Origin of the sequence: Rhodococcus sp. KRD162, from assembly GCF_017168335.1 — a bacterium.
GTDB lineage: Bacteria > Actinomycetota > Actinomycetes > Mycobacteriales > Mycobacteriaceae > Rhodococcoides.
Window position 1 is genome coordinate 247,526 of the sequence record NZ_JABFAU010000007.1, and the last position, 23,533, is coordinate 271,058.

General features: G+C 64.2%; 24 protein-coding genes and 1 other RNA gene. 20 read left to right on the top strand and 5 right to left on the bottom strand.

Annotation, left to right across the window (positions count from 1 at the left end; genetic code table 11):
* Positions 1–17 precede the first annotated feature (17 nt).
* The gene (locus J1M87_RS12840; RefSeq protein WP_206489891.1) at positions 18–563 is read left to right on the top strand and encodes a GNAT family N-acetyltransferase; all 546 of its coding nucleotides are present in this window, start codon (positions 18–20) and stop codon (positions 561–563) included.
* Here the strand turns inward: J1M87_RS12840 and J1M87_RS12845 are convergent.
* From J1M87_RS12845 to J1M87_RS12855, 3 genes are all read right to left on the bottom strand, one after another.
* Positions 536–886: a hypothetical protein gene (locus J1M87_RS12845; RefSeq protein ID WP_206489892.1), complete on the bottom strand. Its 351-nt coding sequence runs from the start codon at positions 884–886 to the stop codon at positions 536–538. The two genes, J1M87_RS12840 and J1M87_RS12845, sit on opposite strands and share 28 nt — an antisense overlap.
* 206 nt (positions 887–1,092) lie before the next feature.
* Positions 1,093–2,313 carry an acyl-CoA dehydrogenase family protein gene (locus tag J1M87_RS12850; RefSeq protein WP_206489893.1) on the bottom strand — a complete coding sequence of 407 codons (1,221 nt, stop codon included), beginning with the start codon at positions 2,311–2,313 and terminating at the stop codon, positions 1,093–1,095.
* Between the two features lie 44 nt (positions 2,314–2,357).
* The gene (locus J1M87_RS12855; RefSeq protein WP_206489941.1) at positions 2,358–3,767 is read right to left on the bottom strand and encodes an acyl-CoA dehydrogenase family protein; all 1,410 of its coding nucleotides are present in this window, start codon (positions 3,765–3,767) and stop codon (positions 2,358–2,360) included.
* 142 nt (positions 3,768–3,909) lie between these two features.
* On the opposite strand from J1M87_RS12855, the gene J1M87_RS12860 reads away from it, so the two are divergent.
* Positions 3,910–4,278, top strand: a complete 369-nt coding sequence (locus J1M87_RS12860; RefSeq protein WP_206489894.1) for a DUF1304 domain-containing protein — start codon at positions 3,910–3,912, stop codon at positions 4,276–4,278.
* Positions 4,279–4,288: 10 nt separating this feature from the next.
* On the opposite strand, the gene hisN is transcribed toward J1M87_RS12860, so the two are convergent.
* Both hisN and J1M87_RS12870 read right to left on the bottom strand, forming a co-directional pair.
* Positions 4,289–5,080, bottom strand: a complete 792-nt coding sequence (gene hisN / locus J1M87_RS12865) for a histidinol-phosphatase (RefSeq protein WP_206489895.1) — start codon at positions 5,078–5,080, stop codon at positions 4,289–4,291.
* Between the two features lie 59 nt (positions 5,081–5,139).
* A complete protein-coding gene (locus J1M87_RS12870; protein ID WP_206489896.1) occupies positions 5,140–5,631 on the bottom strand; it encodes a carbonic anhydrase in 492 nt (163 codons plus the stop codon).
* A 225-nt stretch (positions 5,632–5,856) separates the two neighbouring features.
* On the opposite strand from J1M87_RS12870, the gene prfB reads away from it, so the two are divergent.
* The 18 genes from prfB (at position 5,857) to J1M87_RS12960 (ending at position 23,413) form a co-directional block, all read left to right on the top strand.
* The gene (gene prfB / locus J1M87_RS12875; RefSeq protein WP_206489897.1) at positions 5,857–6,969 is read left to right on the top strand and encodes a peptide chain release factor 2; all 1,113 of its coding nucleotides are present in this window, start codon (positions 5,857–5,859) and stop codon (positions 6,967–6,969) included.
* A gap of 5 nt (positions 6,970–6,974) precedes the next feature.
* Positions 6,975–7,874: a mechanosensitive ion channel family protein gene (locus J1M87_RS12880; RefSeq protein ID WP_206489898.1), complete on the top strand. Its 900-nt coding sequence runs from the start codon at positions 6,975–6,977 to the stop codon at positions 7,872–7,874.
* Entirely contained in the window at positions 7,871–8,314 is a 444-nt protein-coding gene (locus J1M87_RS12885; protein WP_206489899.1) for a hypothetical protein, read from the top strand. Before J1M87_RS12880 ends, J1M87_RS12885 begins: the two co-directional genes overlap by 4 nt.
* 86 nt (positions 8,315–8,400) lie before the next feature.
* Positions 8,401–9,090 (top strand): cell division ATP-binding protein FtsE, encoded by a 690-nt coding sequence (ftsE, locus tag J1M87_RS12890; RefSeq protein ID WP_206489900.1) that lies wholly within the window; start codon positions 8,401–8,403, stop codon positions 9,088–9,090.
* Positions 9,091–9,156: 66 nt separating this feature from the next.
* A complete protein-coding gene (gene ftsX / locus J1M87_RS12895; protein WP_206489901.1) occupies positions 9,157–10,062 on the top strand; it encodes a permease-like cell division protein FtsX in 906 nt (301 codons plus the stop codon).
* Positions 10,063–10,145: 83 nt separating this feature from the next.
* Complete coding sequence (gene smpB, locus J1M87_RS12900) at positions 10,146–10,619, top strand: SsrA-binding protein SmpB (RefSeq protein WP_206489902.1); 474 nt, start codon at positions 10,146–10,148, stop codon at positions 10,617–10,619.
* Positions 10,620–10,627: 8 nt separating this feature from the next.
* Positions 10,628–11,482: a DMT family transporter gene (locus J1M87_RS12905; protein ID WP_206489942.1), complete on the top strand. Its 855-nt coding sequence runs from the start codon at positions 10,628–10,630 to the stop codon at positions 11,480–11,482.
* Between the two features lie 31 nt (positions 11,483–11,513).
* The gene (locus tag J1M87_RS12910) at positions 11,514–12,971 is read left to right on the top strand and encodes an SDR family NAD(P)-dependent oxidoreductase (RefSeq protein WP_206489903.1); all 1,458 of its coding nucleotides are present in this window, start codon (positions 11,514–11,516) and stop codon (positions 12,969–12,971) included.
* Positions 12,972–13,036: 65 nt separating this feature from the next.
* Positions 13,037–13,407: a transfer-messenger RNA gene (ssrA, locus tag J1M87_RS12915) on the top strand.
* Between the two features lie 119 nt (positions 13,408–13,526).
* A complete protein-coding gene (locus J1M87_RS12920) occupies positions 13,527–14,219 on the top strand; it encodes an alpha/beta hydrolase (protein ID WP_241256826.1) in 693 nt (230 codons plus the stop codon).
* Positions 14,216–15,487: an FAD-dependent oxidoreductase gene (locus J1M87_RS12925; protein WP_206489905.1), complete on the top strand. Its 1,272-nt coding sequence runs from the start codon at positions 14,216–14,218 to the stop codon at positions 15,485–15,487. Before J1M87_RS12920 ends, J1M87_RS12925 begins: the two co-directional genes overlap by 4 nt.
* Entirely contained in the window at positions 15,478–16,257 is a 780-nt protein-coding gene (locus J1M87_RS12930) for a DUF1365 domain-containing protein (RefSeq protein ID WP_206489906.1), read from the top strand. Before J1M87_RS12925 ends, J1M87_RS12930 begins: the two co-directional genes overlap by 10 nt.
* Entirely contained in the window at positions 16,254–17,567 is a 1,314-nt protein-coding gene (locus tag J1M87_RS12935) for a cyclopropane-fatty-acyl-phospholipid synthase family protein (RefSeq protein WP_241256827.1), read from the top strand. The genes J1M87_RS12930 and J1M87_RS12935 overlap by 4 nt, the downstream gene beginning before the upstream one ends.
* Positions 17,564–18,889 (top strand): cyclopropane-fatty-acyl-phospholipid synthase family protein, encoded by a 1,326-nt coding sequence (locus tag J1M87_RS12940; protein ID WP_206489907.1) that lies wholly within the window; start codon positions 17,564–17,566, stop codon positions 18,887–18,889. The genes J1M87_RS12935 and J1M87_RS12940 overlap by 4 nt, the downstream gene beginning before the upstream one ends.
* A gap of 56 nt (positions 18,890–18,945) precedes the next feature.
* Positions 18,946–19,677: a DUF1295 domain-containing protein gene (locus J1M87_RS12945; protein ID WP_241256884.1), complete on the top strand. Its 732-nt coding sequence runs from the start codon at positions 18,946–18,948 to the stop codon at positions 19,675–19,677.
* Positions 19,678–19,765: 88 nt separating this feature from the next.
* Positions 19,766–21,406: a phosphoglucomutase (alpha-D-glucose-1,6-bisphosphate-dependent) gene (gene pgm, locus J1M87_RS12950; RefSeq protein WP_206489909.1), complete on the top strand. Its 1,641-nt coding sequence runs from the start codon at positions 19,766–19,768 to the stop codon at positions 21,404–21,406.
* On the top strand, positions 21,403–22,641 hold the full coding sequence (locus J1M87_RS12955; protein ID WP_206489910.1) for an MFS transporter: 1,239 nt from the start codon (positions 21,403–21,405) through the stop codon (positions 22,639–22,641). The genes pgm and J1M87_RS12955 overlap by 4 nt, the downstream gene beginning before the upstream one ends.
* A 25-nt stretch (positions 22,642–22,666) precedes the next feature.
* Positions 22,667–23,413: a DsbA family protein gene (locus J1M87_RS12960; RefSeq protein WP_206489911.1), complete on the top strand. Its 747-nt coding sequence runs from the start codon at positions 22,667–22,669 to the stop codon at positions 23,411–23,413.
* The last annotated feature ends 120 nt before the right edge of the window (positions 23,414–23,533 follow it).

The window sequence follows — 23,533 nt, forward strand, 5'->3', positions numbered from 1 at the left end:
GACCTAGGATCGACCATGTGCGTGCACGAACCTCACGTCTCGATCTCGACGAGCCGGCCGATGCGGACCTCGATGAGCTGTATCCGATGTGTAGCGATCCGCGGTCGTGGACACACTTCCCGAGCCTGCGTCACACCGATCCCAGCGTCACCGACCGAATGCTGCGCGGGTGGATGGCGCAATGGCGTCGGGATGGATTGGGCACGTGGATCATTCGCGAGCACGGTAGTGACTCGATCAGCGGCTACGGTGGATGCTCGGTGCGGAGCAAGGCCTTCTGGAATCTCGGATATCGGCTCCAGCCCGACGCGCAGGGCAAGGGATACGCCACCGAGGTGTCCGCGGTCGCAGTGGAACAGGCCCACCGGATCCGGCCCGACCTGCCGGTCGTGGCCTACCTCCTCGAACACAACGTGGCGTCGGCGAGGGTTGCCGAGCGTGCGGGGCTCGAGCTCGTCGCCCGCGGACCGGATGCCGGCAACCCGGATCCGACCGCGATCCGTCTGGTGTATGCAGACCGTCCGTTGCGTGCGGATCAGATGGACTCGGTGCTCTCGGCCTGATCGATACTGCCCTGCACCTCGGTCAACCGGCGCCGCAGCAGTTGTTTCTCCGGAGCCGTTCGGGCGAAATCGAGTGCCCGTCGATACTGGACCGCCGCCTCGTCGAATCGTCCGAGTCGTTGCAGCAGATCGGCTTTCGCCATGGGATACGGATGGTAGCGGCGCATCGACGGCTCGTCCGCCAGCAGGTCCAGCTCACGCAGACCGGCTTGCGGACCCTCGCGCATCGCCAGAGCAACCGCCCGGTTCAGGGCAAGGATCTGTGCCCAATCAGTCCTCCACGCTGCTGCAGCCCGGTGCTGCTCCGGGCGCGGTGTCGGCATTGATCAAGAGGATGTACTTCATGGTGCGCTCCTGGTGTCGGTACGTCGGTGTCACGGCGTGTATCGCCGTACACGATGACGACGTTCGACAGGCCACGATATCGACACCGGTGCCGGAATTTTCTTTCTGACGCACGAAAACGGCACCGGACGCGAGGTCCGATGCCGTTTCGCGGATACTTCTCGGCTCGACGACGAGCCAGGTGTCACTTCAGCTCTGCCGACGACTTTCCGAGTACACGACGAGCAACGATCAGCTGCTGAATCTGCTGCGTTCCCTCGAAGATGTCGAGGATCTTGGAGTCGCGGCTCCACTTCTCGAGCAGCGGGCGCTCGGAGTACCCGTAGGTACCGGCCAATTCCACTGCCTTGAGAGTGATGTCGACCGCAGAACGACCGGCCTTGGCCTTGGACATCGAGGCCTGAAGCGAGTTGGGCTCCTTGTTGTCGGCCATCCACGCCGCGCGCAGTGCGAGCAGATGCGCTGCCTCCCAGTCGGCTTCGAGGCGCAGGAACTCTGCGGCCGCCGCGTGCTGGTTGTAGGCGGGGGTCTCGTACGAGACCTCGACTCCGGCGTCCACCAGGATGGACCGCAGCTCTTCGAGTGCTGCCCGTGCCACGCCGATGGCCATGCCGGCCACCAGGGGGCGCGTGTTGTCGAAGGTCTGCATGACGCCGGCGAAGCCCTTTTCGACGTTCACCTCGGCGGTGCCGAGCAGGTTGTCCTTCGGAATGCGGCAATCCTCGAGCAGCAATGCTGCGGTGTCGGAGGCCTTGATGCCCAGCTTGTGCTCGAGGCGGGCAACCGACAGTCCCGGTGCGTCACGCGGGACGACGAACGACTTGATGGCCGCACGGCCGAGAGACTTGTCCACTGTTGCCCACACGACGATGTGGGTGGAACGCTCACCGGCCGTGACGTAGATCTTCTCGCCGTTGAGTACCCACTCGTCGCCGTCGAGCACGGCCGTGGTCGTCACCGCAGCGGAGTCGGAGCCGAACCCGGGCTCGGTGATGGCCATCGACGCCCACACCTTGCCGAAGCGCTCGAGCTGCTCGTCGGTGGACACTGCCGCGATGGCAGAGTTGCCGAGTCCCTGATAAGGGATCGACAGGGTAAGGCCGACGTCGCCCCAGCAGGTCTCGATCACGTTCACCAGAGCAGACATGTTGCCGCCGTTGGCGTTCGCGGTCTTACTGGGCTTGGCCGACTCGCTGTCCTTCTCGCGGCCACCGGCGGCTCCGCCGATCTGGCCACCGGCGTCGGACATGCCTTCGACCATCGAGGCCATCGTGTCGAGCTCGACCGGGTACTCGTGCTCGGCGAGGTCGTACTTGCGGGAAATGGGGCGGAAGATCTCGGCAGCGACCTGGTGAGCCTGATTCGCCTGCGCCCGAAGCTTCTTGGGAAGTTCAAGATTGATCATCGTATGTGTCCTTGGGTGAGTGCCATGGAATTCGGGGCGGCAAGCTAGATGAGAACGATGCCCTCGGCGACGCCGACGGACCGCAGATCGCGGTACCAACGCTCGACCGGGTGCTCCTTGGTGAAGCCGTGGCCGCCGAGCAGCTGCACACCGTCGGAACCGATCTGCATGCCCTTCTCGGAGGCGAGTCGACGCGCGAGTGCCGATTCACGAGTGAACGACAGTCCCTGCTCGGCTCGCGAAGCGCCGCGCAGCGTGACCAACCGCATGCCGTCGAGTTCGATGGCGATGTTGGCGACCATGAAGGCGACGGCTTGCCGGTTGCTGATCGGCTCGCCGAAGGCAACGCGGTCGTTGACGTAGGGGACTACGTAGTCGAGAACGGCCTGACCGGTACCGACAGCCAACGAGGCCCAGCCCAGACGCGCCAGGCCGATAGCGGCGCTGTACTCGGCGGCCCGCTGGTCCGCGTCCCCGTCGCCGAGCAGAGCCGACTCGGGCACCGCGACATCGGTGAGAATCAAGCGGCCGAGACCCGCTGCGCGCAAGCCCATGCTCGGGTCGGCCTCGACCACGAGTCCATTGGAACCGGACTCGACGATGAAGAATGCCGGACGGCCTTCGAGTTCGGCGGCGATGATGAACAGCTCGGAGCTTCCGGCGGCGGGCACGAGGCTCTTGACGCCGTTGAGCTTGTAGCCGCTGGGGGAGCGGACGGCCTTGGTCTGGAGTGCATACGGATCGAACAACGCGCGGGGCTCGTTCACGACAACGGCCGCGTTGGGTACTTTCTCGCCGACGAAGGCCGGGAGGTACGTCTTCTGTTGCGCGTCCGTTCCCCACTGGGTGAGGGCGACGGCCACACCGCTGGGCGCGAGAATCGGCAATGCCAGGCCCATGTCTCCGTGCGCGAGTGCCTCGGCGACCAGAGCGTTTGTCACGGCTCCGCGTTCGGTGGCCGCGCCGTCGAGTTCCTCGGGAACGTTGATCAAGGTGATGCCGAGCTCTGCCGAGCGGCGCACCAGATCCTCGGGTGAGGACGCATCGTGGTCGGCGTCGAAGGCGGCCGGACGCAGAATCTCCTCGGCGAACTCTTTGACCGTCTCGACGATCATGCGCTGCTCGTCGTCGGGGGTCAGATCGAAGTAGCTCAGGTTCTTGGCGGCACCGTCGTCGAGACGCTTGGGCTTACCGCCACCGGTGACCTTGGAGAACGTCCGATTGGCCGCGCCGAGTGTCTTGAACCCGGTCTTGGTGCTCTCGTACGTCACCCTGTCGATGGTCTGACGGAGGTTGTACTTCTCCGCCAGTTCCGATCCGGTGATCGCAGTCAGAACACGCATGGCGGTTCCGATCGCGTCTCTCTTGAACGGATTGAGGCCAACCGCTGAAGTATCGCGGGGCACCTTCGGATGCTGCGCGTCGACCACACTGTCTTGCTTGCTCATGATCACCAGTTCCTCGGCATCGGTCACGGACCAGATGAATCTTACTCCCGAGTAAGTTAGCTGTCTACTATCGAGTAAGTTTGCGTGGCGCACGACACCGAACCCCGAGTTCGTACCCTCCGGCGCAGCTGTGTGTCAGGCTTGTCCCGTGCATCCGACAGCTCAGATCTTCGCCGCACTCGCAGCGGCGCTCCACGTCGTCATCTTCGTCATGGAGAGCGTCCTGTGGTCGAAGCCGGCCGTATGGTCCAGGTTCGGGCTCGCGAGCCAGAACGATGCCGACATCACCAAACCCATGGCCTTCAATCAAGGCTTCTACAACCTGTTTCTCGCCATCGGCATCGTGGTCGGTCTCGTCATGGGCGGATCCGCGGGTGACGCCATCGTTTACTTCGCATGCGCCAGCATCGTCGGCGCGGCGCTCGTGCTGGCCACCGGTGGCGCAAAGTACTTCAGGGCCGCCACAATTCAGGGGATCACACCGTTGATTGCACTGGTACTGGCCGCAGTGCTGTAGAGACCCGAACTCAGGATTCGGGGGACAGTCGGCGCAGTGCCTCGCGCTGCAGCAGACCGTTGGTGGCGACCGCACTGCCGCCGTGCGGACCGGCAACACCGTCCAGTGCGGTGAAATCGCCACCGGCCTCGCGAACGAGCACGTCGAGCGCGGCGAGGTCCCACAGCGAAACCTCGGGCTCGGCCGCGATATCGACCGCACCCTCGGCAACGAGACAGTACGAGAAGAAATCGCCGTACCCGCGTACCCGCCACACGGCGTCGGTCAGATCCAGGAACCGGTCCCGAGCGCCACGGTCGGCCCAACCCGACAGGCTCGAGAAGCTCAGGCTCGCCGAGGACAGTGCATCGACCTTCGAGACGGAAATCCGTCGCCCCGCGGCCGCGTCCGAGGCCGTCCAGGCCCCCAGGTCTCGCGCTGCCCACCAGCGGCGCTGCAATGCAGGCGCGCTGACAACCCCGACGCGGGGTATTCCATCGTCGAGCAGTGCGATCAACGTTGCCCACACCGGGACGCCCCGCACGAAGTTCTTCGTCCCGTCGATGGGATCGACCACCCACTGGCGGCCGCTGAACGTCGCAGTGCCGCCGTATTCCTCGCCCAGCAACGCGTCGCCCGGACGCTCCGAGCCGAGTTCTGCGCGAATCATCGTCTCCACGGCCAGATCCGCGTCACTGACGGGTGTGAGATCGGGCTTGGAATCCACCGAGAGGTCCATGGCCAGAAAACGTCGACGGGTGATCGCGTCGGCCTCGTCGGCGAGTCGGAGGGCGAGAGAAAGATCAGCGGCGTAATCGGTCACCGGAGAAGACTATCGCCGTGCACGCGGCCTCTCGCATGTGGCGACCAGTGTCCTCGGGCCTATCCGCCGACTTCGTTCAGCTTTCCGGTGGCCACATCGAAGACGAAGCCTCGAATGGATTCGTGCAAGGTGACGAACGGACTCTGCTCGATGCGTGCCAGCGACCGGCGAACATCACTGTCCAGATCGGGGAATGCTTCCGCGGCCCAGTTCGGCTCGATTCCGGTCTCGTCCCGCAGAGCCTTCGCGAACTCGTCGTCGGTGAACGTGAGCATTCCGCAGTCGGTGTGATGGATCAGGATGATCTCTTTCGTGCCGAGCAGGCGCTGGCTGATGGCCAGCGACCGAATTTCGTCGTCGGTGATCACACCGCCCGCATTCCGGATGACGTGTGCTTCACCGTCGGCCAATCCCAGGATTCGATAGACGTCGAGTCGAGCGTCCATGCACGCCACCACTGCGACGTGCTTCGACGGCGGCAGCGGCAAGGGGCCGTCGAACGTCGCGGCATACGCCCTGTTGTTCTCGAGGTACTGATCGGTGACGGTCATACGGGGCTCCTGTGTGCTGCGGGTGTGGCCGCCGCCGAGCGGTGGCAGGCGTGTCGAGATGCGAATATGTCGATGATCCGAAACCTAGTGGCCGACCGGCTGGTCCGACGAGAGTTGAAATCAGCGCGATTCGAACCCTCGACGTCGGACTCCGTCCGGCTCGTGTGGATCGGCGGAGTCGGGGGCGGTCGGGCTCGGCTTCGACTGCCGGTAACCTTGACTCTCGTGCATCCCGACGTTTCAGCAGACCTGGCCGAGCTAGACACCACTCTGTCCACCGTCGAGTCGGTGCTCGACGTGGAGGAACTGCGGCGGCGCATCGACGAACTCGAGCATCAAGCGGCGTCACCGGACCTGTGGAACGACCAGGAGCACGCCCAGCAGGTGACCAGCCAGCTCTCCCATGCGCAGGCCGAGCTTCGCCGCGTCGAAGAGCTTCGGCAACGGCTGGAGGACATGCCGGTTCTGTACGAGCTGGCCGAGGGCGAAGAGGGCGAGGCGGCCACGGCGGCCACCGCCGACGCCGACGCCGAACGAGCAGCGCTACGTGAGGACATCGCCGCCATGGAAGTACGGACCCTGCTGTCCGGCGAGTACGACGCCCGCGATGCCCTGGTCAACATTCGGTCCGGTGCAGGTGGGATCGATGCCGCCGACTGGGCCGAGATGTTGATGCGGATGTACATCCGCTGGGCCGAGAAGCACGGGTACGGCGTCGAGGTCTACGACACGTCCTATGCCGAGGAGGCGGGTATCAAGAGCGCCACGTTCGCCGTCAAGGCCCCGTACACGTACGGAACCTTGTCGGTCGAGCAGGGCACACACCGGCTCGTTCGGATCAGCCCGTTCGACAACCAGGGGCGTCGACAGACCTCCTTCGCCGAGGTCGAGGTACTTCCGGTCGTCGAGACCACCGATCACATCGAGATCCCCGAAGGCGATGTGCGCGTGGACGTGTACCGGTCTTCCGGGCCGGGTGGACAGTCGGTCAACACTACGGACTCCGCGGTCCGGTTGACCCACATCCCGACCGGCATCGTGGTGACCTGTCAGAACGAGAAGTCCCAGCTGCAGAACAAGGTTTCGGCCATGCGCGTGCTGCAGGCCAAGCTCCTCGAGGTCAAGCGCAAGCAAGAGCGTGCGGAGATGGATGCCCTCAAGGGCGACGGTGGTAGCTCCTGGGGTAACCAGATGCGCTCGTACGTATTGCACCCGTACCAGATGGTGAAGGATCTGCGAACCGAGTACGAGGTGAACAATCCGGCTACTGTTCTCGACGGGGACATCGACGGGTTTCTGGAGTCGGGAATTCGCTGGCGAATGCGAGGGGAGCAGTAGATCCGATGGCAAGTTGGCTCGATCCGACGCTCGAGGTCAAACTCAACGGCCTCGGAATCGTGCTGTACATCCTCGGAGGTCTGCTGGCTGCGCGATTCGTCACCTGGACCGGGTCCAGAATCACGTCTCGAATAGATGCGAACTATCAGCACAGCGATGCGCTCGTTCGGTCCGAGGCCGCCAAACATCGTCATGCGTTGGCTCAGGTCATCACCTGGGTGGCGGTCACGCTCATCTACACCCTGGTCACCATCGAGGTGCTGCGCCGCTTCGGATTCGGTGTCGGCGGCCTCGTCGCACCGGCGACTGTCCTCGGTGCAGCTCTCGGATTCGGAGCTCAACGCGTCGTGCAGGACATCCTCGCGGGCTTCTTCATCATCACCGAACGCCAGTACGGATTCGGTGACGTAGTGCAGATTGCGGTGCTCGGGTCCGCGGAGGACGCCCAGGGCACCGTGGAGGACGTGACGCTGCGGGTCACTCGCGTTCGGAGCGTCGACGGTGAGGTCATCACTATCCCGAACGGGCAGATCGTCAAGTCGATCAATCTCTCCAAGGACTGGGCCCGCGCCGTCGTCGATGTGCCTGTGCCGAGTACCGCCGATCTCACGCAGGTCAACGCGCTGCTGCGGGCGGTGGGTCGGGACGCGTTCGCCGACGCTCGACTGCGCCCACTGCTGCTCGACGAACCGACGGTGATGGGTGTGGAGAGCATCGAGGTGGGCCAGGTCAATGTCCGTCTCGTGGCGCGGACATTGCCGGGTAAGCAGTTCCAGGTCGGTCGCGATATCCGGGTGCGGGTGGCTGCTGCCCTGCAACCCGAAGGAATCAGCGTCGCGCCGGACCTCAGCACGGCGGGCGTTGCCCCCGACGCCTCCGGGCCCGTGAGGACCGAGAAGAAATGACCACACCGGATTCCGGAACCGAGTCGCCCCGGCGTAGCTGGCGACAGTGGCGTATCCCGGCGACGATCGGTGGCCGCATCCGTACGTCGACGGTGGCGTTCGGCATCTGCTTCGCTCTCACTGCCATGCTCTACGCCCAGGTCAGTGCGGAGTTGAAGGCGCAGAACGAAGAAGCGGTCCAGGGGCCGGTAGCGGTGGACCCGAACGCGCCGACGCCGTACACCTCGCCACAGAATCAGACGACTCGGTCGGCGACGTCCAGCGTGTCGTCGACGCCCACCGCGACGGGTGAAGCCGAACAGCCGACAGGCGTGGCAGGGACCGGTCAGCAGCCCTCGACGACCACACCGCCCACGACGACAGCGCCATTCGGTCTGCCGATTCCACCGGCGATTCAGTCGCTGGTACCGAGCCAACCTGCGCCGACATCGTCGCGCTGACGCGGTCTTTACCGTCTCTGGGGACTCGCCGCTGTGCCCTCGAGGTTCGAGCGGTTACCGGTGGGTAAGGACTACACTGGCGACCCGTGATCAGCACCTCGAATGTCTCCAAGTCCTACAAGACCTCCACCAGGCCCGCCCTGGACAAAGTGACGGTCTCCATCGACAAGGGTGAGTTCGTGTTCCTGATCGGCCCCTCGGGGTCCGGTAAGTCGACGTTCATGCGTCTGCTCCTCAAGGAGGAGACGCCTACTTCGGGCGATGTCCACGTGGCCGACTTCCACGTCAACAGGCTCGCCGCCCGACGAGTCCCGCGGCTGCGGCAGAGCATGGGGTGTGTGTTCCAGGACTTCCGCCTCCTGCAACAGAAGACGGTGGTGGAGAACGTCGCGTTCGCGCTGGAGGTGATCGGAAAGCCTCGTTCGATGATCAAGCGAACCGTCCCCGAGGTGTTGGACCTGGTGGGACTCGGCGGCAAATCCGATCGTCTGCCGAACGAGCTGTCCGGTGGCGAGCAGCAGCGGGTGGCCATCGCGCGGGCCTTCGTCAATCGCCCCCTGGTTCTGCTCGCGGACGAGCCGACCGGAAACCTCGATCCGGACACGAGTCAAGACATCATGCTGTTGCTCGAGCGCATCAACCGCACCGGAACCACGGTGCTGATGGCCACCCACGACAACCACATCGTCGACTCGATGCGCCGTCGCGTCGTCGAACTCGACAACGGACGAGTCGTTCGGGACGAGGCCCGCGGGGTCTACGGCGTCGGGCGCTGACGCCCTCGACCGGACTGAACCGCTCAGACTTCTCCACCGAACGAATCGAAGGGCTCGGATTCCGCGATGCGCGCAAGTTTCATCTTCAGTGAGGTCTTCACCGGACTTCGTCGCAACATCACCATGACGGTCGCCATGATATTGACGACGGCGATCTCCCTCGGCCTGTTCGGCGGTGGACTGCTGGTGGTGCAGATGGCAGGGAAAACTCAACAGATCTTTCTCGATCGGGTGGAAGTGCAGATCTTTCTGACCGACGACATCTCGGCATCCGATCCCGATTGCACCCAGGAGACCTGCGCAACTCTGCGCTCGGATCTCGAGAACACACCGTCGGTCGTGTCGGTGCAGTATCTCAACCGCGAGGACGCGGTGAAGGACGCCACCGAGCGAGTGTTCAAGGACCAGCCCGAGCTGGCGGAGCTGGTCAGTGCAGACAGTTTCCCGGCCTCGTTCAAGGTGCGCCTGAGCGATCCCGAGCGGTTCGGGGTGATCAACGACAGCTTCGAGAACCGGCCGGGTGTGCAGAGCGTGCTCAATCAACGTGACTTGGTCGAGCGCTTGTTCAGTGTGCTCAACGGTGTGCGCAATGCTGCGTTCGCGATCGCCACGGTGCAGGCCATCGCGGCCATCCTCCTGATCGCCAACATGGTCCAGATCGCTGCCTTCACCAGGCGAACCGAGGTCGGGATCATGCGATTGGTCGGTGCCACTCGCTGGTACACCCAGCTGCCGTTCCTGCTCGAGGCCGTCGTGGCGGCATTGATCGGATCCGCACTGGCCATTGCCGGGCTGTTCACGGCGAAGAACATGTTCATCGACGATGTGCTCTCGGACGTGTATCAGGCCAATATTCTGGCCCGAATATCGAACAGCGACGTGCTACTGGTCTCACCGTTCCTGGCGTTGGTCGGCGTGGGAATGGCCGCTGTGACGGCCTACATCACGCTGCGTCTGTACGTGCGCGAATAAAAGCGTTTGCTCATCGGTTCTATGCTGGAGCGGTTGCCCGTGGAACCGGTCCACCCGGCGAACGCTCGAGAAAGGGCCCTGCAGTGAGAGAGAAGGGCCGTAAGGCCATCGCGACCAACCGCAAGGCGCGGCACAACTACTCCATCCTCGACGTCTTCGAAGCCGGAGTTGCGCTCGTCGGGACCGAGGTCAAGAGCCTGCGCGACGGTAAAGCCTCACTGGTCGACGCCTTCGCAACCGTGGACGACGGTGAGATCTGGCTGCGCGGGCTGCACATCGCGGAATACACGCTCGGTAGCTGGACCAACCATGCGCCGCGTCGAAACCGCAAACTGCTGTTGCATCGCCGTGAGATCGATCGCCTGGCAGGCAAGGTCAAAGAAGGAAATCTGACATTGGTGCCGTTGTCGATGTACTTCTCCGACGGCAAGGTCAAGGTGGAACTTGCACTGGCCAAGGGCAAGCAGGACTACGACAAGCGACAGTCGCTGGCCAAGCGCACTGCCGAGCGCGAAGTGACCCGTGAGCTGGGGCGTCGCGTGAAGGGTATGCGCTGACCGCAGTCCTGCTCGCTCTCGTGGCAGCCGTCGGCTACGGGGTGAGTGATTTCGTCGGCGGCGTCGCATCCCGCCGGGTCGCCGCCCTGCGTGTGGTCATCGTCTCCTACCCACTGTCGCTGGTGATCGTGCTGCTCGCTGCACCGTTCGTGGGCGGAACGATCGAGCTTTCGGCAATGCTGTGGGGTCTGGCCTCCGGTGTCGCCGGTGGTGTCGCGGTCTGGTGGTTCTACCTTGCTCTCGCTGCCGGGCCGATGGCCGTCGTCTCCCCGGTCACCGCGGTGTTGGTTGCCGGGATTCCGGTGCTGGTGGGCTTGTCGATGGGGGAGCGTCCCGGCATCCTCGCGTTCGTCGGCATTGCGGTGGCGCTGGTGGCAGTGGTGCTCGTCAGCAAAGAGTCGCCCGACGAGTTGACCGGTGAAGTGGCCGGTGGTCGCGAGATGAAGTTCACCAGAACCGTGGCCTTGCTGACGGTCGGTTCGGGCGTGACCTTCGCCTTCGCCTTCATCTTCCTGCACCAGATCGGCGGCGGTAGCGGCCTGTGGCCGCTGGCGGCCTCCCGCGCGTCGGCGACGGCCGTGGTCTGGGTCGTGGCGTTGGCGTCCGGTCACTTCTCGCCCCCGCACGGCAGCGTGCTCAGACTCGCCGCCTTCGTCAGTGTGCTCGATGTGGTTGCCAATGCGGCGATGATCTACGCGTATCAGGGCGGCCTGCTGTCGTTGGTGAGCGTCATCGCCTCGCTGTATCCGGCAGCGACTGTGCTGCTGGCGATGGTGATGCTCGGTGAGCGCGTGGGAACTCTGCAGAAAGTGGGAATGGCGTTGGCGCTCGGTGCCATAGCCATGATCGCGCTCGCGGGTTGAACACTCTCGCACGCGGGTAATGCCCCCGGTTATGACAGCTTCCGATTCTGCCTCCGATGCCCCCACGTCCGAGGCCGCGTCGCGGCCTCGCGTCCTGGTCACCGGTGCCACCGGATACCTGGGCGGGCGGTTGGCTCCGCGACTGCTCGAGGAGGGCTACCGCGTTCGGGTGTTGGCGCGCACCCCGGCCAAGCTCGACGCCGTCCCGTGGGCGGCCGACGTCGAGATCGCCGAAGGAGACCTCAGTGACCGGGAATCGTTGAAGGCGGCGCTCACCGGCGTCGACATCATGTACTACCTGGTGCACTCGATGGGAACCGCCGGGCACTCCGATTTCGCCGATACCGAACGAGACAGCGCCGAGAACGTCGCAGCCGTGGCGGCCGAATGCGGTGTGGGGCGCATCGTCTACCTCGGCGGACTGCATCCACCGACCGGTGAGCTCTCCCCGCACCTGAAGTCCCGTGCCGAGGTGGGACGCATTCTGATCGACTCGGGTGTACCGACGATCGTGCTGCAGGCCGGCGTGGTGATCGGATCCGGATCGGCGTCGTTCGAGATGATCCGACACCTGACCAACCGGCTTCCGGTGATGACCACTCCTCGGTGGGTGCACAACCGCATTCAGCCCATCGCCGTGCGCGACGTGCTGCACTACCTGATCGGAGCCGCGAGTGCGCCGATCACCGAATCCAGAACATTCGACATCGGTGGCCCGGACGTGATGCAGTACGGCGAGATGATGAACATCTACGCCGATGTCGCGGGGCTTCGGCAGCGTCGGATCATCGTGTTACCGGTACTGACACCGCGACTGGCCGGCCACTGGATCGGGCTGGTGACTCCCATTCCGCGCGGGCTGGCGATGCCGCTCATCGAATCACTGCAGTACGACGCCGTCGGCCACGAAATGGACATCGACGCGGTGCTACCGCGTCCGGACGGCGGCCTGACCGGCTACCGCGACTCCGTCAGATTGGCTCTGCGCAAGATCGACGACGGCGAGGTCGAGACGAGGTGGACCGACGCCACCGGTACCTCGGCACCCTCGGATCCGTTGCCCTCGGATCCGGATTGGGCAGGCGAGGTCGTCTACACCGACACCAGGGTCGCCCGAATCGCGGCGGAGTCGACCGCGATCAGACCCGCACTCGAGAGGCTGGCCGACTCCGACGTTCTCACCGGCTGGCGTCGCGACGCCACCGGACCCGACGCATCCGCGTCGGGCACCGAACGAACCACTCGGCTCGAGTGCTCCACTCGACTTCCCGGTGAGGCCTGGCTGGACCTGACGGTCGGCGGCACGGCGAAGCAGCCGACGATCGAGCAGCGGTTGGTGTTCTTCCCGCGTGGTCTGGCCGGCCGTGCCGTCTGGTACGCCTCTCTGCCCGCACGGCTGGTCCTGGCACGCCGAATGTTGCGCACGGTGGTGCAGCGTGTGGAGGCCGATGCCGCATCCCACGTGACGGATCGCCGGGCCGACAGTTAACGGGATGAATGTGGCCATGCGAGGCGTTACACTGAACAGCCCGGACAGAGTGTTCGGGAACATACGGGGCTGAACGGTTTCGACTTTGTATGTTGAGTCAGGGGAAGCGTGTCGGTGCAGGCGAGAGACCACCGTAAGCGTCATCGCAACCTTATAAGCGCCGATTCCAATCAGCGCGACTACGCACTCGCTGCCTAAGTAGCGACTGCGTGTCTGTCAGTCCGGGCTTGCCCTCGGCCCGGGTACTGGCATCAGCTAGAGGGCTTACCGATTCATCCGGCCGCGGGATGATGAGGAACATCAAACAGTGGCTGGGATCGTCATCCTGACTTGTTCGCGAGATCGGGAGATCCAAGCAGAGACATAGCGGACTGCACACGGAGAAGCCCTGGCAATGCAGCAGAGGACCCGGGTTCGATTCCCGGCAGCTCCACCGCTGAAGACCGGACCGAGAGACACGCTCTCGGTCCGGTCTTCTTTCTTCTGTCGGGCAGGTCACAATGGGCCCGAGGAGACCGATCCCACCCGAACTGGAAGCGGTGTCGAATAATGATCATGAGCAACGAGCCGACTCCCGTTCTGCGCGCAGGCAGGCCGATGACCGATCCCGCCTTGGTCGTGTTGGTCCTCGGCGGCGGCAAGGACGTCAGCCGGGCGCGCAGTAGGCCGTGGCACCTGGCCGGTCTACGAATGTGGCAATTCACCTGGATGCTTCGCCGCGCGGGACGGGGACGCGGCATCTCGGTTCAGCAACTGCAATATCGGTTCCGTGGTTGGAACGCTCCGGAGCGGACCCCCGTCGAGGACGCCCGTTGGGCTCTGAACCGAATCCACACCGAGCATCCTGACGTTCACGTCGTGGTCGTCGGCCATTCGATGGGTGGCCGTACCGCCGCTGCCCTGATCGAGGACCCTTCAATTGTGGGAGTGGTGGCCTTGGCACCGTGGTGGCCCGAGGGCACCGAGGCAGACTCGTTCGACGAGCGCCACGAGTTGCTCGTCGTGCACGGAAAGGCAGACCGGTGGACCGATCCGCGAAGCTCGCGCGCCGCGACGGAGCGGGCCGCGTCGGCGGGGGCAGCTGCTCGATACCTGTCGGTACCGGGTGGGCATTTCATGCTGCGCAACCCTCGGATGTGGTCACGGACAACGCGTGAGATGGTTCTCGGCATCGCCGACGCCCTGGAGCGCCGAGACGATCGTTCGGCCTCCGATTCGACGGCCACCTGCTCGGGCGGGCAATCGTGAGCCGCCGTCGGGTAGCTGTCGTAGGAAGCGGAATTGCCGGTCTGACGGCAGCGTACGCACTGTCGAAGACATCGTCGGTGACGTTGTACGAGGCCGATTCTCGCCTCGGTGGCCACGCGGACACCCACTACGTCGACGGTCCCGGCGGAAAGGTCGGAGTCGACACCGGGTTCATCGTGCACAACGATCGGACGTACCCGACCCTGCTTCGAATGTTCGCAGAACTCGACGTGCCGACACAGGATTCGGACATGAGCATGTCGGTGCGCTGCGACGGCTGTGGCCTCGAGTACTCCGGGGGCCAGGGCATGCGCGGGATCCTCGCGCAACGCACAGCGGTGTTCCGGCCTCGTTTCGTCTCGATGCTGCTCGACGTCAAGCGTTTTCATCGGCTGGCAACCGAACTGCTCGACCGGTCGGATTCCGCGGATTCCGAGATCACCCTCGGTCGGTTTCTCACCGAGCACTCGTTCTCGCCGTATTTCGAGTCACATTTTATGACGCCGCTGGTGTCGGCAGTGTGGTCGTGTGACCCCGAGACGGCTCTCGCGTACCCGGCGCGCTACTTGTTCACGTTTCTTCGGCACCACGGAATGCTCACCGTCACCGGATCTCCCACGTGGCGTACCGTCACCGGAGGGTCCATCGAGTACGTATCACGGGTTGCACGACACATCGACGAAGTATTGACCGACACCCCGGTGCGTGCGGTCTACCGGTCCGAGGACTCGGTACAGATCCGTGACGTCAGAGACAACCTACGCACGTTCGACGCCGCAGTGATCGCCGTCCACCCCGGTACCGCGCTGAAGATGCTCGCAGAACCCACGGCGCGCGAGCACGAGGTCCTCGGGGCGATGCCGTACTCGGTCAATCACACCGCACTGCACACCGATTCGTCGGTGTTGCCGAAGAACACCAGGGCACGAGCGTCGTGGAATTATCACCTCCCGGCCTGTGACGCCAAGCCCGATCGGGTTCTGGTCAGCTACGACCTCACCAGGCTGCAGCGGTTGGCCGATACCGACCGCAGAATGCTGGTCACCCTCGGCGGAGCCGATCGCATCGATCCCGATTCCGTGCTCGACGAGATGACCTACGAGCACCCGCAATACACCCCGGAATCGGTGGCCGCGCAGAGCCGGCTACCGGAATTGGATACCGACAGGCTGGCTTTCGCCGGGGCCTACCACGGCTGGGGATTCCATGAGGACGGTGCGTTGTCGGGAGCACGCGCGGCCGGACGAGTAGGTGCGAGGTGGCTGTGACCCCGAATCTGCCGACCACCCGTGCCCGGGGGGCGGCGCTGTATCTCACCCGAATCGACCACGTTCGACGAGCTCCGATCAGAAACTCGTTCTCGTACAAGAGCTACAGCTGGTTCGTCGATCTCGATGCACTGCCCGAGTTGCCCAGGCTGCTTCGCCCCCTGGCGTCGTTTCAGTCGCGCGATCACCTCGGTGACCCGACCGCCACCATTCGGCAGAACATCGATGCGTTTCTGGCAGAACACGGCATCGACCTCGCGGGCGGACGCGTCATGATGCTGGCGAGCGCTCGGGTGTTCGGTCACACGTTCAACCCGCTGAGTGTGTACTGGTGTCACGAGCGCAACGGAGACCTCCGCTGTGTCGTTGCGGAGGTGCACAACACCTACGGTGAACGGCACCGGTATCTACTGCACACCGACCACCGCGGTGCGGCGCGCACGCCGAAGGAGTTCTACGTATCGCCGTTCAACGACGTCGACGGCGAGTACTCCATGCGGTTGCCCGAACCCGACGCCTCGCTTCGGCTCTCGATCGTCCTCGAACGCACCGGCCAACCCCCATTCGTGGCAACCGTCACCGGTCACCGGCGAGAGGTGACGACCCGGTCGATTATTCGCACAGCACTGGCGATTCCGTTTGCACCGCTACGAGTGGTGGTACAGATTCGCTGGCAGGGTATTCGGCTCTGGGCGCGTGGTCTGAAGATCGTGCACAAGCCTGCCCCTCCGGGGGCACGAAGCTTACAGAAGGAAAGGGCCAACAGATGACTACAGTGTCGAAACCCAATTCTGTGTCCAGCGTCCACAATCGGACCGCTGTCGGTCCCCGCCCGGTCGTCGACCCCCGGGTGTGGCCCCAGATCGCGCGCGTTCCCGGCGGCGTCAAAGTTGCTGCCGCCGCGCCGGTCGCAGACTTCCTCTTCCGTCGTGCGGTCGCGCGACTGCCCGTCAGAGTCTCGATGCCCGACGGCGCGATGATCGGTGGCGGGTCCGAGGATGCTCCGTTGATGACCGTGTATCGGCCACGCGAATTCGCCGCCCGAGTCGGCGACAGTGGGCTCATCGGATTCGGTGAGGCGTACATGGCAGGCGATTGGGATGCCGAGGACCTCACCGCCGTGCTCGAGGTCTTCGCGCGGCGAATGGCCTCGCTGATCCCGAAGTCCCTGCAGCGACTGCGCGGGCTCTACATCCCCAAGCCACCACGCAACGAGCGTAATTCGACGAAGAACACGCGATCGAACATCTCGCGTCACTACGATCTGTCGAACGATCTCTTCGAGCTCTTCCTCGACGAGACGATGACGTACTCGAGCGCCCTGTTCAGCGATCCCAGAAACGAGCACGACAGTGAGGAGCTGGCCGAGGCGCAACGCCGCAAGATAGACCGGCTACTCGACCGCGCAGGCGTCGGTGCGGGAACCAGGGTGCTCGAGATCGGGACGGGGTGGGGCGAGCTGGCCATCCGCGCAGCTGCACGAGGTGCAACCGTTCGGTCGGTGACCCTGTCGATCGAACAGCAGGAATTGGCGCGCAAGCGTTGCGCCGCTGCCGGTTACGGCGACCGGATCCAGATCGACCTGTTGGATTACCGTCTGGTCGACGGTGAGTACGACGCGATCGTGTCGGTCGAGATGATCGAGGCCGTCGGGCATCAGTACTGGGGAACGTACTTCGAGACGATCGACTCGCTGCTTGCGCCGGGTGGGCGCGTTGCCATCCAAGCGATCACGATGCCGCACGATCGAATGCTCGCCACCCGAAACACCTACACCTGGGTGCACAAATACATCTTTCCCGGTGGATTTCTGCCGTCGGTGCGGGCCATCGACGAGGTGACCGAGCAGCACACCTCGCTTCGGGTTCGGGAGCGGCTCTCCATGGGAGATCACTACGCGCGAACCCTCGATCTGTGGGACGCGCGTTTCGCGCAATACCGTAGCGAGGCCGAGGATCTGGGCTTCGACGAGGTTTTCGCCCGCATGTGGCATTTCTATCTCTGCTACTCGGCGGCCGGATTTCGTTCCGGGTATCTCGATGTTCAGCAGATCGTGCTCGATCGAAGGGACGAGAAATGACATCGTCGACACTCGCCGAACCCGTGCTCGACTCCGGTGTGGGCGTGGCACCTCGACTTGCCGCCATCATCGAACCCCTCATCGGCGGCCCACTGCCGGTCCGCTTGCAGGCCTGGGACGGATCGGTCGCCGGTGATGCGGGCGCTCCTCATGTGAGCCTGCACAGTCCCGATGCTCTGCGCCGATTGCTCTGGAGTCCGGGCGAACTCGGAGCGGCGCAGGCCTACGTCACCGGTGAGCTCGACATCGCCGGGGACGTAGGAGCAGCCCTCGACCACGTATGGGCGGTGGTCCGCGCACGAGAACTCTCGGCGGTTCGACCGAAGCCGCGCTCTCTGTTGCAGTTGGCAGCACTGGCCAAGGACCTCGGGGTGCTGGGCCGGCCGTTGCCGCCGCCTGCGTCTCAGGCGGTGGTGAAAGGCCGACTGCACTCGCTGATGCGGGACCGGGCAGCGATCAGTCACCATTACGACCTGTCCAACGACTTCTACGAGCTCGTGCTCGATTCACACATGGCCTACTCGTCGGGGTACTGGACCTCGGACTCGCCGGACTACACCCTCGACGATGCACAACGCGACAAGCTGGACCTCGTCTGTCGCAAGATCGGGCTCGACAGGAAGCCTGGGCAGCGTTTTCTCGATGTCGGATGTGGTTGGGGCTCACTGAGTCTGCATGCCGCTGCGGAGTACGGGGCGCAGGTCGTCGGCGTGACCATCTCGCGCGAGCAGAAAGCCTTCATCGACAAGCGAATCGCCGATCGAGGGCTACAGAACAATGTCGAGATTCGAATCCAGGACTATCGGGAAATCCCGGACGGGCCGTTCGACGCGGTGGCGTCGATCGAGATGGGCGAACATGTGGGGGAGGACAACTACCCGACCTATACGGCCGCGCTGTACGCCAACGTCAAGCCGGGTGGGCGCGTACTGATTCAGCAGATGTCGCGAAAAGAGGGCGACAATCCCGGCGGTGGCGCGTTCATCGAGTCGTTCATCGCCCCCGATATGTACATGCGCCCGGTCGGGCGGACGGTCGCGATGATCGAGGAGGCCGGACTCGAGGTGCGCGACGTTCATGCCATGCGAGAGCACTACGTCCGCACCGTCGAGGTCTGGACCGAGCGTTTCGAGGCCCGCTTCGACGAGGTGGTGGCAATGGTCGGCGAAGAGGTCGCTCGCGTGTGGCGGCTCTATCTGATCGGTGGCGCAATGGCATTCCGGGACAACAGGATGGGCGTCGACCAGATTCTCTCCGTACGTCCGGACGGGGGCTCCTCGGGTATGGAACCGGTTCGCCCGGACTGGGTGCCCGCACGGTGAACTGGTCCGACTTCCTGACCGTATCGCTGGCGAGCCTCGGCGCAGTCGCACTGTTGATGATCGTCACCGCGGTCATCGGCGCGCGGATCGGACGCCACAATGTGGTGGACGTGACATGGGGCGGCGGTTTCGTGCTGATCGCGCTGATCTCGGCCGTGACCGGCACCGGAGAAGGCTGGCGCCGAATACTGCTGCTCGTACTCGTCGCCGTGTGGGGGCTTCGCCTCGCGCTGCACGTCTTTCAACGCTCACGCGGGCACGGCGAGGATCCGCGCTACGACGAACTGCTGTCCAAGGCTCCTGGCAACCGAACCCTCTATGCCCTGCGGAAGATCTATCTGACGCAGGCGCTCGCATTGTGGTTCGTGTCCCTGCCGCTGCAGGTCTCTGCTGTGGCGCACGGGTCGGTCCTGCCGGTTGTCGTGGTCGGTGTGCTGCTCTGGCTGCTCGGGTGGACGTTCGAGACAGTCGGCGACGCACAGTTGAAAGCCTTCAAGGCCGACGCGTCGAACAAGGGCAAGATCATGGATCGGGGATTGTGGTCCTGGACTCGGCACCCGAACTACTTCGGTGACTCGGCTGTGTGGTGGGGCTTGTTCCTGGTGTCCGCGTCGGCGTGGCCCGGGGTGTTCACCCTTCTCTCGCCTATTGCGATGACGTATTTTCTGGTGTTCGCCACGGGCGCGAGGCTGCTGGAGCGGAGCATGGAAAAGCGTCCGGGGTACCGGGAATACCAGCAGCGAACGAGCTATTTCTTCCCGCTCCCGCCGAAACGTAGCAGCATGTAGAACGTCGACGGGCCGGCAGCGTTAGGGTTGATCGAGAAGTTCGATTCATCGATCGAATTCGGTTCGTCCACACATGAGGAGGCGCATCGTGGCGCACGACAGGGCTGGAACCACCGCGTTGCCGGAGGATCTCGTGGATCTCTCCCAGCTCGTGACGGCGTACTACTCGCGTGTTCCCGATGTGTCGGAGCCGAGTCAGCAGGTGGTCTTCGGTACGTCCGGGCATCGAGGGTCGAGCATGGATTCGGCCTTCAACGAGGCGCATATCGTGGCGACCACGCAGGCGATCGTGGAGTACCGCTCCGCGCAGGGCATCACCGGGCCGTTGTTCATCGGTCGAGACACTCACGCGTTGTCCGAGCCGGCGTGGACGACGGCTCTGGAGGTGTTGGCTGCCAACGACGTCGACGTACTCGTCGATTCCGGAGATCGGTACACACCCACCCCGGCCGTCAGCCATGCGATCCTGCGTTACAACGAGTCCGGACCGGCAGCGAAGGCCGACGGCATCGTGGTGACGCCATCGCACAATCCGCCGCGAGACGGCGGATTCAAATACAACCCGCCGCACGGCGGCCCGGCGGACAGCGATGCCACATCCGTGATCGCCTCTCGTGCCAATGAGATTCTGCGCGAAGGCATTTCGGGGATCAAGCGGGTGACGCTCGCGCAGGCGTTCGCGGGAAGCGTGTCCCGTTACGACTTCCTCGGCACATACGTCGACGACCTACCGAACGTCCTCGATATCGACGCCGTCCGCGCGGCCGGCGTGCGGATCGGTGCCGATCCGTTGGGGGGCGCAAGTGTCGACTACTGGGATGCCATCGCCGAGCGGCACAATCTGGATCTGACCGTGGTCAACCCTTTGGTGGACGGCACGTTCCGGTTCATGACGCTCGATACGGACGGCAAGATCAGGATGGACTGCTCGTCGCCGAACGCCATGGCCTCGCTCATCGCTGCGTGCGATCGATTCGACATCTCGACCGGTAACGATGCCGACTCCGATCGCCACGGCATCGTCACCCCGGACGGTGGGTTGATGAACCCGAATCACTACCTCGCGGTTGCCATCGAGTACTTGTTCACTCATCGCCCGCGGTGGTCTCCGACGGCGGCGGTGGGCAAGACTCTGGTGAGTTCGTCGATGATCGACCGCGTCGTCGCAGGTCTCGGCCGCCGACTGCTCGAGGTACCGGTCGGATTCAAGTGGTTCGTGCCGGGGTTGCTCGGCGGTGAGCTCGGATTCGGCGGTGAGGAAAGTGCCGGGGCGTCGTTCCTCAGGCACGACGGCCGAGTATGGACCACCGACAAAGACGGCATCATCCTTGCGTTGCTCGCGTCCGAGATCACCGCCGTCACCGGATCGACGCCGTCGCAGCGCTACGCGGAGTTCACCGCGAGGTTCGGCGATCCCTCGTACGCCCGGGTCGACGCACCCGCGACTCGCGAGCAGAAGGCGGTGCTGGCGAAGTTGTCGCCCGATCAGATCACCGCCACCGAGTTGGCCGGCGAATCGATCACGGCGACGCTGACCGAGGCCCCCGGAAACGGAGCCGCGCTCGGCGGGCTGAAGGTGACCACGGACAGCGCCTGGTTCGCGGCTCGGCCGTCCGGAACCGAGGACGTGTACAAGATCTACGCGGAATCGTTCCACGGTGCGGAGCACCTCGCCGAGGTGCAGGATGCGGCACGTGCTCTGGTGTCTTCTGCGCTCGAGAGCTCGTGACCGATACTCCGACACCCGATCACGACAGTTCGAGCTCCGAGCCGACACCGAAGTCAGGGAACGCTCTACCACCCGAGATCTGGGTGTTGGTGTCGGCGGCGTTCGTCATCGCCCTCGGATTCGGCATCGTCGCTCCTGCTCTGCCGCAGTTCGCCCGTGAGTTCGGGGTGGGAGTGGCGGCCGCGTCTGCCGTGATCAGTGCTTTCGCGTTGATGCGGTTGTTGTTCGCACCGGTGAGCGGATCTTTGGTACAGAAGCTCGGTGAACGGCCGGTGTATCTGATCGGACTGCTGATCGTCGCGGCGTCCACCGGTGCTTGCGCTCTGGCCCAGACGTACTGGCAGCTGCTGGTGTTTCGCGGGCTCGGCGGCATCGGGTCGACGATGTTCTCGGTGTCGGCCCTGGGATTGCTGATCAGAATCAGTCCACCCACGAGCAGGGGCCGCATATCCGGTCTCTACGCCACCGCGTTTCTACTGGGAACCATCGGTGGTCCGCTGGTCGGCGGCGCGCTGGTCGGGTTCGGTCTGCGGGTACCGTTCGTCATCTACGCAATCGCCCTCGTGATCGCCGCTGCTGTCGTGTACTTCACCCTGGGTAATTCCGATCTCGTCCGGCCGGAGAAGGGATCGGCCCCGCCGACGATGTCCCTGCGGTCCGGGCTGCGTATTCCGACTTATCGAGCCGCATTGGCGTCGAACTTCGCCAACGGGTGGGCGGTGTTCGGCGTTCGAGTAGCGCTGGTCCCGTTGTTCGTCGTCGAAGCGATGCAACAATCCGAAGTGTTCGTCGGTATTGCGCTGACGGTATTCGCGGTCGGTAATGCAATTGTGCTCACCAGCGCCGGTCGGTTGTCCGATGTGCGCGGGCGCAAGCCGTTCGTGGTCGGCGGTTTGGCCGTGTGCGGTCTGGGAACCGTGGTGATGGGATACGTCCACGATCCAGTGCTCTTTCTTGCTGTGACATTGATCGCCGGAATCGGATCGGGGTTGATGAGTCCTGCGCAGCAGGCATCGGTTGCCGATGTGATCGGATCGACTGCGCGGGGCGGGCCGGTATTGGCTGTCTTCCAGATGGCCTCCGATGTCGGCGCGGTCATCGGCCCGATCATGGCGGGGTTGATCGTGGAGAAGTCCTCGTTCGGACCGGCCTTCGCTGTCACGGGGGCACTGCTTCTGCTGGCCGGGTTGTGGTGGTCACGTGTTCCGGACACCCTCGAGCGCGAGCGCACCTGACGGCGGCGACCGTAGTATTCGCTGTGTGAGCCAGAAGAAGATATCGAGCACGAAACATACGCCGCAGGCCACATCGAACACGGTGACCTATGTATTGGGCGGCATCGCGTTTCTGGTGGTGGTGGTCGTCATCGTGGTCGCAATCCGCTGGCAGAGCGGATCCGACGCGCCCCGCAACGACGGCTACGGGACCGTGAAGAACCCCGAGGTCGAATTGTCCTTACCGGGTGACGGCGTGGTCCAGTTGGCGCGTCCAGGAGCGCAACATGTGATCGATGTGTTCGAGGACCCGATGTGCCCCTTCTGCGGAGATCTGGAAGTGAAACACGGTCAGGAGTTGGCTCAGAAAATTGACGACGGTGTTGTCGGGGTGAATTACCACCTGGTCAACTTTCTGGACGGGCGGTCGGCTTCGGGTGATTATTCGACGCGTGCTGTCGCAGCGTCGCACTGCGTGGCGGCATCGGAGAATGCGCGCGTGTACTCGGCTTTTCACGCCGGATTGTTCGACCCGGAATTTCGCCCCGAGGAAGGCGGTGACTCCGACCGAAGTGACGCAGATCTCGCCGATCTCGCTCGAACGAACGGCGCAGGCGATCCGACGGTGGAGTGCATCGTCAGCGGCGCGCAGCGTGATGCTGCGATAGCGGACTCGAACACCGGACGTGAGGCGCTGGCGGCGTCGGGTGCGCGTGGGACGCCGGGGGTGCTGGTGGATGGTCAGGTGATCGACGCGCTGGGCGACTCGGAGTGGTTGGCGAACATCAACTGAGAACCCGGGCAGGTGCGGTCGGTCGCGAGGTCTTCGAACCGTCCGCACCAGGTGATTTGTTGCTGCTGCGACCGATGGTGTAACTTCGTTCGAGCAACCGCATGAGCGGGAGCATGCAGT